The following is a 12110-nucleotide window of genomic DNA, read 5'->3' on the forward strand; positions in this document are numbered from 1 at the left end:
CGAGCAGACCTTCCTTCAGGGCATGTTCGGGGTTCGGGAGCTGCGCGGTGGGACGCGCGGCACGAATGGAACCCCGCCCCTCATTCGCCGCCTTGCGCCGGTCGGGCCCCGACGGCCGGTGCAAGCGAAAGACGAAAGGTAAGACCCTCTATGGCGCAAGCTTATGTCGGCCAGAAACGCATCCGGCGTTACTATGGCAATATCCGCGAAGTTCTGGAGATGCCGAACCTGATCGAGGTTCAGAAATCTTCCTATGACCTGTTCCTGCGCTCGGGCGAGGGCGAAGGCCATCAGGACGGCGAAGGCATCCAGGGCGTCTTCCAGTCGGTGTTCCCGATCAAGGACTTCAACGAGACGGCGACGCTGGAATTCGTGAAATACGAGCTGGAAAAGCCGAAATACGACGTGGACGAGTGCCAGAGCCGCGACATGACCTACGCCGCGCCGCTGAAGGTGACGCTGCGCCTGATCGTGTTCGATGTCGACGAGGCGACCGGCGCCAAATCGGTCAAGGACATCAAGGAACAGGATGTCTACATGGGCGACATGCCGCTGATGACGCAGAACGGGACGTTCATCGTGAACGGGACCGAGCGCGTCGTGGTGTCGCAGATGCACCGCTCGCCCGGCGTGTTCTTCGACCATGACCGCGGCAAGACCCATTCCTCGGGCAAGCTGCTGTTCGCCTGCCGCATCATTCCCTATCGCGGTTCGTGGCTGGATTTCGAGTTCGACGCCAAGGATCTGGTCTTCGCGCGCATCGACCGCCGCCGCAAGCTGCCGGTGACGACGCTGCTCTATGCCCTCGGCATGGACCAGGAGGGCATCATGGATGCCTTCTACAACACCGTGGACTACAAGCTGCAGCGCGCCGGCAAGGGGCAGGCCGCGGGCTGGGTCACGAAATTCTTCCCCGAGCGGGTGCGCGGCACCCGTCCGACCTATGACCTGGTGAACGCCGAGACCGGCGAGATCATCACCAAGGCCGGCGACAAGGTGACGCCGCGGCTGGTCAAGCAGCTGCTTGAACAAGGCGACGTGAACCTGCTGCTGCCCTTCGAGAAGATCATCGGCCGCTTTGTCGCGAAAGACATCATCAACGAGCAGACCGGCCTGATCTATGCCGAGGCCGGCGACGAGATCACCGTCGAATACGACCGCGACGGCGAGATCTCGGGCGGGCTGCTGAAGGTGCTGCTGGACAACGGCATCGAGGACATCCCGGTCCTCGACATCGACCATGTCAATGTCGGCCCCTATATCCGCAACACCATGGCGGCGGACAAGAACATGAGCCGCGAAGGCGCGCTGATGGACATCTATCGCGTCATGCGCCCGGGCGAGCCGCCGACCGTCGAGGCCGCCTCGGCGCTGTTCGGCAGCCTGTTCTTCGACAGCGAACGCTATGACCTGTCCGCCGTGGGCCGGGTCAAGATGAACATGCGCCTTGACCTGGATGCGCCGGACACCCAGCGCACCCTGCGCAAGGAGGACATCATCGCCTGTATCCGCGGGCTGGTGGAACTGCGCGACGGCAAGGGCGAGATCGACGACATCGACCACCTCGGCAACCGCCGGGTGCGCTCGGTCGGCGAGCTGATGGAGAACCAGTATCGCATCGGCCTGCTGCGCATGGAACGCGCGATCCGCGAGCGCATGTCGGGCGTCGAGATCGACACCGTGATGCCGCAGGACCTGATCAACGCCAAGCCGGCCGCGGCCGCGGTGCGCGAGTTCTTCGGCTCGTCGCAGCTGTCGCAGTTCATGGACCAGACCAACCCGCTGTCGGAAGTCACTCACAAGCGGCGCCTTTCGGCGCTTGGTCCGGGCGGTCTGACCCGCGAGCGCGCCGGCTTCGAGGTGCGCGACGTTCACCCGACCCATTACGGCCGGATGTGCCCGATCGAGACGCCGGAAGGCCAGAACATCGGCCTGATCAACAGCCTGGCGACCTTTGCCCGCGTGAACAAATACGGCTTCATCGAGACCCCCTATCGCAAGGTGGTCGAGGGCAAGGTCACCGACGAGGTGGTCTACATGTCCGCGACCGAGGAGATGCGCCACACCATCGCCCAGGCCAATGCGACGCTGGACGCAGACGGCAAGTTCGTGGACGAGCTGGTCTCGACCCGCCAGGCCGGCGACTTCATGCTGAACCCGGTCGAGGCCGTGGACCTGATCGACGTGTCGCCGAAACAGCTGGTTTCGGTTGCCGCGGCGCTGATCCCCTTCCTTGAAAACGACGACGCCAACCGCGCGCTGATGGGCTCGAACATGCAGCGTCAGGCGGTTCCGCTGCTGCGGGCCGAGGCGCCCTTCGTCGGCACCGGCATGGAAGCGACCGTGGCGCGCGATTCCGGCGCTGCGATCATGGCGCGCCGGGGCGGCATCATCGACCAGGTCGATGCGCAGCGTATCGTTATCCGCGCGACCGAGGATCTGGGCGCCGGCGACGCGGGCGTGGACATCTATCGCCTGCGCAAGTTCAAGCGGTCCAACCAGTCCTCGACCATCAACCAGCGCCCGCTGGTCAAGGTGGGCGACAGGGTGGTCAAGGGCCAGGTCGTGGCCGACGGTCCCTCGACCGATCAGGGCGAGCTGGCGATCGGCCGCAATGTGGTCGTGGCCTTCATGCCCTGGAACGGCTACAACTACGAGGACTCGATCCTGATCTCGGAGCGGATCCACCGCGACGACGTGTTCACCTCGATCCATATCGACGAATACGAGGTGGCGGCCCGCGACACCAAGCTGGGCCCCGAGGAGATCACCCGCGACATCCCGAATGTCGGCGAGGAGGCGCTGCGCAACCTCGACGAGGCCGGCATCGTCTATATCGGCGCCGAAGTGGGTCCGGGTGACATCCTGGTCGGCAAGATCACCCCCAAGGGTGAATCGCCGATGACGCCGGAAGAGAAACTGCTGCGCGCCATCTTCGGCGAAAAGGCCAGCGACGTGCGCGACACCTCGCTGCGCCTGCCGCCGGGGGCTTACGGCACCATCGTCGAGGTCCGGGTGTTCAACCGCCACGGCGTCGACAAGGACGAGCGCGCGCTGCAGATCGAGCGCGAGGAAGTCGAGCGCCTGGCCCGCGACCGCGACGACGAGCTGGCGATCCTGGAGCGCAATATCTATGCGCGCCTGAAATCGCTTATCATGGGCAAGGAAGTCGTCAAGGGGCCGAAAGGCATCCGCGCCGGCGCCGTGGTGGACGAGGATCTGCTGGGCCAGCTGAGCCGCGGCCAGTGGTGGCAGCTTGCCGTCGCCGACGAGGATACCGCCAAGGAAGTCGAGGCGCTGAACCAGCAATTCGACGCGCAGAAGCGGGCCTTGGACAACCGTTTCGACGACAAGGTCGAAAAGGTGCGCCAGGGCGACGACCTGCCTCCGGGCGTGATGAAGATGGTCAAGGTTTTCGTCGCGGTGAAGCGCAAGCTGCAGGCGGGCGACAAGATGGCCGGCCGTCACGGCAACAAGGGCGTCGTCTCCAAGGTCGTGCCGATCGAGGACATGCCCTTCCTGTCCGATGGCACCCCGGTCGACCTGGTGCTGAACCCGCTGGGCGTGCCCTCGCGGATGAACGTCGGGCAGATCCTGGAGACGCATATGGGCTGGGCCTCGCGCGGGCTGGGCATCAAGATCGACGAGGCTCTGCAGGATTATCGCCGCAACGGCGACATGTCCCCGGTGCGCGAGGCGATGCGGAACGGCTATGGCGACGATTTCTATGCCGAGACCTTCGAGGGCATGGATGACGAGACCCTGCTGGAGCATGCCGATGCGGTGCGCGGCGGCGTTCCCATCGCCACGCCGGTCTTCGACGGCGCGAAAGAGGCGGATGTGAACGACGCGCTGCGCCGTGCGGGTTTCGACACCTCGGGCCAGTCCATCGTCTTCGACGGCCGCACCGGCGAGCAGTTCGCGCGTCCGGTCACGGTCGGGATGAAATACGTCCTGAAGCTGCACCACCTTGTCGACGACAAGATGCACGCGCGTTCGACCGGGCCTTACTCGCTTGTCACGCAGCAACCGCTGGGCGGCAAGGCGCAGTTCGGCGGCCAGCGTCTGGGTGAGATGGAGGTCTGGGCCCTTGAGGCTTACGGCGCCGCCTATACCCTGCAGGAGATGCTGACGGTCAAGTCGGATGACGTGGCCGGCCGGACCAAGGTCTATGAGAGCATCGTCAAGGGCGAGGACAATTTCGAGGCCGGCGTGCCGGAATCGTTCAACGTGCTGGTCAAGGAGGTCCGGGGTCTGGGCCTCAACATGGAACTCCTGGATGCGGAGGACGAGGAGTGAGGGGGCGACCCCTCATCTCCCCCACCGCGCCCCTCATTAGGATTTGAAAATGAACCAGGAACTTGCCACCAACCCCCTGAACCCGCTGGCTGCGCCGCGGCAGTTCGACGAAATCAAGATCTCGCTGGCCTCGCCCGAGGAAATCCTCGCCTGGTCCTATGGCGAGGTGAAGAAGCCCGAGACCATCAACTACCGCACGTTCAAGCCCGAGCGTGACGGTCTGTTCTGCGCGCGCATCTTCGGTCCGATCAAGGATTACGAATGCCTCTGCGGCAAATACAAGCGCATGAAGTATCGCGGCCTGGTCTGCGAGAAATGCGGCGTCGAGGTGACGCTGCAGAAGGTCCGGCGCGAGCGCATGGGCCATATCGAACTGGCCGCTCCGGTCGCGCATATCTGGTTCCTGAAGTCGCTGCCCTCGCGCATCGGCCTGATGCTGGACATGACGCTGCGCGATCTTGAGCGCATCCTGTATTTCGAGAACTACGTCGTCATCGAGCCGGGTCTGACCGACCTGTCCTATGGTCAGCTGCTGACCGAGGAGGAGTTCCTGGACGCGCAGGACCAGTATGGCGCCGACGCCTTCACCGCCAATATCGGCGCCGAGGCGATCCGCGAGATGCTGGCCAATATCGATCTGGCCGCCACCGCCGAACAGCTGCGCGAGGAGCTGAAAGAGGCGACCGGCGAGCTGAAGCCGAAGAAGATCATCAAGCGTCTGAAGATCGTCGAGAGCTTCCTGGAATCGGGCAACCGTCCCGAATGGATGGTGCTGACCGTGATCCCGGTCATTCCGCCGGAACTGCGTCCGCTGGTGCCGCTGGACGGCGGCCGCTTCGCGACCTCGGACCTGAACGACCTCTATCGTCGCGTCATCAACCGCAACAACCGCCTGAAGCGGCTGATCGAGCTGCGCGCGCCCGACATCATCGTCCGTAACGAAAAGCGGATGCTGCAAGAGTCGGTCGATGCGCTGTTCGACAACGGCCGCCGCGGCCGCGTCATCACCGGCAACAACAAGCGGCCGCTGAAATCGCTGTCGGACATGCTGAAGGGCAAGCAGGGCCGGTTCCGCCAGAACCTGCTGGGCAAGCGCGTGGACTTCTCGGGCCGTTCGGTGATCGTGACCGGTCCCGAGCTGAAGCTGCATCAGTGCGGGTTGCCGAAGAAAATGGCGCTCGAGCTGTTCAAGCCCTTCATCTATTCGCGGCTTGAGGCGAAGGGGCTTTCGTCCACCGTCAAGCAGGCGAAGAAGCTGGTCGAGAAGGAACGCCCCGAGGTCTGGGACATCCTGGACGAGGTGATCCGCGAGCATCCGGTGCTGCTGAACCGCGCGCCGACGCTGCACCGCCTGGGCATCCAGGCCTTCGAGCCGATCCTGATCGAGGGCAAGGCGATCCAGCTGCATCCGCTGGTCTGCTCGGCCTTCAACGCCGACTTCGACGGCGACCAGATGGCCGTCCACGTCCCGCTCTCGCTGGAAGCCCAGCTTGAGGCGCGCGTGCTGATGATGTCCACGAACAACGTGCTGTCGCCCGCCAACGGCGCGCCGATCATCGTGCCGTCGCAGGACATGGTCCTTGGTCTCTATTACACGACCATGGAGCGCGAGGGCATGAAGGGCGAAGGCATGGTCTTTGCCAACCTCGAAGAGGTGGAGCACGCGCTGGCTTCCGGCGCGGTGCATCTGCATGCCCGCATCACCGCCCGCCTGCCGCAGATCGACGAGAACGGCAACGAGGTCATCAAGCGTTTCGAGACCACGCCGGGCCGGATCCGGCTGGGCGCGCTCTTGCCCAAGAACGCCAAGGCGCCCTTCGAGCTGGTGAACCGCCTGCTGCGCAAGAAGGATATCCAGAACGTCATCGACACCGTCTACCGCTACTGCGGCCAGAAGGAATCGGTGATCTTCTGCGACCAGATCATGGGCCTGGGCTTCCGCGAGGCGTTCCGCGCCGGCATCTCCTTCGGCAAGGACGACATGGTCGTTCCGCCGACGAAATGGGACCTGGTCGAGGAAACCCAGGACCAGGTGAAGCAGTTCGAGCAGCAATACCTGGACGGGCTGATCACCCAGGGCGAGAAATACAACAAGGTCGTCGACGCCTGGTCGAAATGCAACGACCGCGTCACCGACGCCATGATGAAGACCATCTCGGCCACCAAGAAGGACGAGAACGGCGCCGAGCTGGAGCCGAACTCGGTCTACATGATGGCGCATTCGGGCGCGCGGGGCTCGGTCAGCCAGATGAAGCAGCTGGGCGGCATGCGCGGGTTGATGGCCAAGCCGAACGGCGAGATCATCGAGACGCCGATCATCTCGAACTTCAAGGAAGGTCTGACCGTTCTTGAATACTTCAACTCGACCCACGGCGCGCGCAAGGGTCTGTCGGACACCGCGCTCAAGACGGCGAACTCGGGCTACCTGACCCGCCGCCTGGTGGACGTGGCGCAGGACTGCATCATCCGCGAGCATGACTGCGGCACCGACCGGGCGATCACCGCCTCGGCGGCGGTCAACGACGGCGAGGTGGTCAGCCCGCTTTCCGAGCGCGTGCTGGGCCGCGTCGCGGCCGAGGACGTGCTGGTGCCGGGCGAGGACGTGGTCATCGTGCGCAAGAACGAGCTGATCGACGAGCGCAAGGCCGACGAGATCGAGGGCGCGGGCGTGCAGAACGTGCGCATCCGCTCGGCCCTGACCTGCGAGTCGGACGACGGTGTCTGCGCGCTCTGCTATGGCCGCGACCTGGCCCGCGGCACGCTGGTCAATATCGGCGAGGCGGTCGGCATCATCGCCGCGCAGTCCATCGGCGAGCCGGGCACGCAGCTGACGATGCGGACCTTCCACATCGGCGGCATCGCCCAGGGCGGCCAGCAGTCCTTCATCGCCGCGGCGCAGGAGGGCACGGTGGCTTTCGAGAACGAAAGCACGCTGGAAAACGCCAATGGCGAGCTGATCGTGATGAACCGCAACATGCAGCTGCACATCAAGTCGGCGACGGGCGAGACGCTGGCCAGCCACAAGCTGTTCTACGGCAGCAAGCTGTTCGTGCGCGAGGGCGATGCCGTGGCGCGCGGCCAGAAGATGTTCGAATGGGATCCCTATACCCTGCCGATCATCGCCGAGAAGGCCGGTATCGCGAAATATGTCGACCTCATTACCGGCCTTTCGGTCCGGGACGAGACCGACGACGCGACGGGCATGACGCAGAAGATCGTGACGGACTGGCGCTCGGCCCCCAAGGGCAACGAGCTGAAGCCCGAGATCATCATCGTCGACCAGGATGGCGAGCCGGTGCGCAACGAACAGGGCAACCCGGTCACCTATCCGATGTCGGTCGAGGCGATCCTCTCGGTCGAGGAAGGCCAAGAGATCCGCGCCGGCGACGTGGTGGCGCGTATCCCGCGCGAAGGCGCCAAGACCAAGGACATCACCGGGGGTCTGCCCCGCGTGGCGGAACTGTTCGAGGCCCGTCGTCCCAAGGATCACGCGATCATCGCCGAACTGGACGGCTATGTGCGCTTCGGCAAGGACTACAAGAACAAGCGCCGTATCGCCATCCAGCCCGCCGACGACACGCTGGAGCCGGTCGAATACATGGTGCCGAAAGGCAAGCACATCCCGGTGCAGGAAGGCGACTTCGTGCAGAAGGGCGACTACATCATGGACGGCAACCCGGCGCCGCATGACATCCTGCGCATCATGGGGATCGAGGCCCTGGCCGATTACCTGATCGACGAGGTGCAGGACGTCTACCGGCTGCAAGGCGTGAAGATCAACGACAAGCACATCGAGGTGATCGTCCGCCAGATGCTGCAGAAGATCGAGATCCTCGACAGCGGCGACACCACGCTGCTGAAGGGCGAGCATGTCGACCGCGACGAGTTCGAGGAGGAGAACGCCAAGATCGAAGCCAAGGGCGGCCGTCCGGCCACCGGCGAGCCGGTGCTCTTGGGCATCACCAAGGCCTCGCTGCAGACCCGCAGCTTCATCTCGGCCGCCTCGTTCCAGGAGACGACCCGCGTGCTGACCGAGGCCGCCGTCCAGGGCAAGCGCGACAAGCTGGTCGGCCTCAAGGAGAACGTGATCGTCGGCCGGCTGATCCCGGCCGGCACCGGCGGGGCCACGGCCCGCGTGCGCCGCATCGCCAGCGATCGCGACCACGAGGTGATCGAGGCGCGCCGGGCCGAGGCGGAAGCCGCCGCCGCGCTGATCGCGCCAGAGGACAGCCCGGCCGAGGTCGGCGGCGAGGACTGATCGCCCACGGAAGGAAACGGGAAAGGCCCGGCAGCAATGCCGGGCCTTTTCGCTGTCGGCGGGCTTGCCTCTGTTCCGGCAATCTGGGATTGCATCGCGTGGTCATCATCCGCCGAAGGTTGCCTGATGCGCTTTCAGGCGGTGAACGGCCTGCCGCCCTGCCGATGCCCCTTGTGTTTCCGGGCCTCGGCCGGCCGGGGTAACGCCAGAGTAACGATTGTCGAGGAGGTACATCCATGCAGCTGTGTGGGCATTGCGGCTCGGAGGTTAAGGAAGGTTTTACGGTTTGCGCCGGCTGCGGGGCCAATCTGCGGCGCAGCCTGCGGCCGATCATCATCGGCGGGGCGGCGTTGGTTTTCGGCATGGCCATGCTGCTGGACGCCTTGCTGGCCTTGACCTCCAACTTCTCCTGGGCGCTCAGGAATGGCGGTATCGGCGGCGTCCTTGTTCTGGTCGGCTATCTGATCTTCCGATCGGGCTGGAAAAAGCAGTGGTACAGGCGCAACGCCTGAGCGCGGATTCCCTTGGGCCGGCAAGAGGTTCGCGGCCGCGGCACCGGGCGTTTCGTGGCCAAAAGGCCGCGCAACCGCCGAGCGGCTGCGGGCGCGCTTGACAGGCTATGGCTTTTCCATCGGCGCTTTCCTAAGCATTGGAAAACCGCCGGGAATCGCCATGCGCACGCCGCTTCTTTCATCGGGTCGAAAGGGTCGGCCGCCCGCCGAGCCGCAGGTCTTTTCCGCCAGCGCCGCCGACAACCTGCGCGGCTCGGCGCTGATGATGCTCAGCATGGCGGCCTTTATCTGCAATGACGCGCTGATGAAGGCGGTGACGCAAAGCCTGCCGCTTTACGAATCCATCGCCATCCGCGGTGCCATGGTGCTGCTGACCATGGTGCTGATCGCGCGGGCCCAGGGCGGCGTCCGGCTGCAGGTGCCGCGCGGCGATGTCTGGCCCTTGGCGCTGCGCACGGGGGCCGACGTGGTCTCGACGGTGTGCTACCTGCTGGCGCTGCGGCGCATGGCGCTGGCCGACATCTCGGCGATCATGCAGGCGCTGCCGCTGGCAGTGACGCTGGCGGCGGCGCTGTTCTTTCACGAAAGGCTTGGCTGGCGGCGGCTGCTGGCGGTCGGCATCGGCTTTCTGGGCGTGCTGCTGATCCTGCGGCCGGGCACGGGCGCCTTCGACCTGTGGTCGGCGGTGGCGCTGGCGGCAATGCTGCTGATCGTGTTGCGCGACCTGGTGACGCGGACCTTCTCGGTCGGGGTCGGCTCCTCCGCCATCGCCTTTTACGCGGCGCTGGCAGTGATGCTGTCGGGCTTCGTGCTGGGCTGGACGGAAAGCTGGCGCGTTCCCACCCTGGCCGAATTTGCGCTGCTGGCCATGGCGGCGGGCTTCCTGACCGTGGGCTATATCACCGCCGTCGCCACCATGCGGGTAGGCGAGATCTCGGTCGTCGCGCCCTTCCGCTATACCTCGCTGGTCTGGGCGGTGGTGCTGGGGCTGGCGATCTTCGGTGAATGGCCGGACCTGTGGACCTGGGCCGGCTCGGCGCTGGTGGTGGGGGCGGGGATCTATACCATCCTGCGCGAGCGGCGGTTGCAGGGGAGGGGCTGATGCGGGTGCAGATGCTGGGCCTGTGCCGGTTTTCCTATCTCGGCGGGCGCGGTTTCCAGGTCATGCACGAGTCGCTGGAGCAGCGGCGGGCGTTCCTCTATGACCCCGCGCGGCTGGCGCGGCGCTGGTTCTGGTTCGAGCATGTCGCGCTGCCCGGCTGGCTGGCCCAGACCGACCCGGATTTCACCCTGGTGCTGATGACCGGGCCGGACCTGCCCGAGCCCTGGCTGTCGCGGCTGCGCGAGCTGGCCGGGATCATGCCGCAACTGCGGCTGGCCCTGGTCCCGCCGATGGAGCGGCATGTCGAAGCCTGCATGGTCGCCGTCGCCCCCCATGTCGAGGCGGGAGCGGATGTCGTCGGCCATTTCCGCCATGACGACGACGATGCCGTGGCGGTGGATTACATCCGCGACGCGCGCCGCGATTTCGCGGCGATGCAGCCGCTCTGGCAGCAAAGGCGCCGGCTGTCCTGCGACTATTCCCGCGGGGTGGTGCTGCGCGCGGGCGCGGGCGGGATCGACGCGGAACTGCGGATGATCCACAATGCCAGCGCGGCGCTGACCATCTATCTGCCGCCCGATGCCGGGCGCTGCGCGCTGCATTTCCCGCATTGGAAGGTGGCGATGTCCATGCCCGGCGTGACCTTGCCCGGCAAGGTGATGTATGCGCGGATGCTGCATCGCGACAACGACTCGGGCGCGGTCGGTGCCGGCTATCCGGTCGAGGGGCAGGGGGCTGCGATGCCAGCCTTGCTGGCCGACCGTTTCCGCATCGACCTGCCCGGACTGGACGAGGGCGCGCGGCGCCTGTGGCAGGGGTGAGGAGCGGTGGCGGGGTTGTTGACTCACCCCCGGTTTGCCCATATACGCGCCTTCACCCGTCAGGAATCTGATCGGGGCCCAGAACCTCTGTGGTCATGATCCGGGCCGAATGCCCCGATCCTCTGGTAATTCAGCCCGTCCTCCCCGGTCTCGGGGACAGGATGGGTTGTGGCGTTTCACGATGCGCGTGATTCGCCGTCGAGAAGTGGCGCAGCCGGTGGCTGCGAGTATTGACGAAAGCAAGACGGGGAACCGAATGCCGACGATCCAACAGCTGATCCGCAAACCGCGGCAGCCCAAGGTGCAGCGCTCGAAGTCGCAGCACCTGCAATCCTGCCCGCAGAAGCGGGGCGTATGCACGCGCGTCTATACCACGACGCCGAAAAAGCCGAACTCGGCCATGCGTAAGGTGGCCAAGGTCCGCCTGACCAATGGCTTCGAGGTGATCTCCTACATCCCGGGCGAAAAGCACAACCTGCAGGAACACAGCGTCGTGCTGATCCGCGGCGGCCGGGTGAAAGACCTTCCGGGTGTCCGCTACCACATCCTGCGCGGTGTTCTGGATACCCAGGGCGTCAAGGATCGTCGTCAGCGTCGTTCGAAATACGGCGCCAAGCGTCCGAAGTAAGGAGATAGGCACATGTCCCGTCGTCACGCCGCTGAGAAGCGCGAAGTCCTGCCCGACGCCAAATATGGCGATCGCGTGCTGACCAAATTCATGAACAACCTGATGATCGACGGCAAGAAATCGGTTGCCGAACGCATCGTCTACAACGCCCTCGACCGCGTCCAGGGCAAGCTGAAGCGCGAGCCGATCGAAGTCTTCCACGAAGCCCTCGACAACGTGAAGCCCTCGGTCGAGGTGCGCTCGCGCCGGGTCGGCGGCGCCACCTATCAGGTCCCGGTCGAGGTCCGTCCCTCGCGCCGCGAGGCCCTGGCGATCCGCTGGCTGATCGACGCGTCGAAAAAGCGCAACGAGCACACCATGGAAGAGCGCCTCGCGGGCGAGCTGGCCGACGCGGTGAACGGCCGCGGCACCGCCGTCAAGAAGCGTGAGGACACGCACAAGATGGCCGACGCCAACAAGGCGTTCAGCCACTACCGCTGGTAACCGGAAG

7 protein-coding genes are annotated in these 12110 nt (G+C 65.3%); all 7 read left to right on the forward strand.

Annotated elements, in window-relative coordinates; translation table 11 throughout:
• The first annotated feature begins 150 nt into the window (after window positions 1-150).
• The 7 genes from rpoB (at window position 151) to rpsG (ending at window position 12103) form a co-directional block, all read left to right on the forward strand.
• Entirely contained in the window at window positions 151-4299 is a 4149-nt protein-coding gene (gene rpoB, locus ACNKFW_RS04105; protein ID WP_147427689.1) for a DNA-directed RNA polymerase subunit beta, read from the forward strand.
• Window positions 4300-4348: 49 nt separating this feature from the next.
• Window positions 4349-8557 (forward strand): DNA-directed RNA polymerase subunit beta', encoded by a 4209-nt coding sequence (rpoC, locus tag ACNKFW_RS04110; RefSeq protein ID WP_024845736.1) that lies wholly within the window; start codon window positions 4349-4351, stop codon window positions 8555-8557.
• Between the two features lie 236 nt (window positions 8558-8793).
• Window positions 8794-9069 (forward strand): zinc ribbon domain-containing protein, encoded by a 276-nt coding sequence (locus ACNKFW_RS04115; RefSeq protein ID WP_024845735.1) that lies wholly within the window; start codon window positions 8794-8796, stop codon window positions 9067-9069.
• Between the two features lie 160 nt (window positions 9070-9229).
• Entirely contained in the window at window positions 9230-10171 is a 942-nt protein-coding gene (locus tag ACNKFW_RS04120) for a DMT family transporter (RefSeq protein WP_147427690.1), read from the forward strand.
• On the forward strand, window positions 10171-10992 hold the full coding sequence (locus tag ACNKFW_RS04125; RefSeq protein WP_024845733.1) for a putative rhamnosyl transferase: 822 nt from the start codon (window positions 10171-10173) through the stop codon (window positions 10990-10992). Before ACNKFW_RS04120 ends, ACNKFW_RS04125 begins: the two co-directional genes overlap by 1 nt.
• Window positions 10993-11248: 256 nt before the next feature.
• On the forward strand, window positions 11249-11620 hold the full coding sequence (rpsL, locus tag ACNKFW_RS04130) for a 30S ribosomal protein S12 (protein ID WP_010399029.1): 372 nt from the start codon (window positions 11249-11251) through the stop codon (window positions 11618-11620).
• Window positions 11621-11632: 12 nt separating this feature from the next.
• The gene (gene rpsG, locus ACNKFW_RS04135; RefSeq protein WP_011747098.1) at window positions 11633-12103 is read left to right on the forward strand and encodes a 30S ribosomal protein S7; all 471 of its coding nucleotides are present in this window, start codon (window positions 11633-11635) and stop codon (window positions 12101-12103) included.
• Window positions 12104-12110: the final 7 nt, after the last annotated feature.

Origin of the sequence: Paracoccus sp. TD-10, assembly GCF_048270675.1 — a bacterium.
Classification (GTDB): domain Bacteria; phylum Pseudomonadota; class Alphaproteobacteria; order Rhodobacterales; family Rhodobacteraceae; genus Paracoccus; species Paracoccus pantotrophus.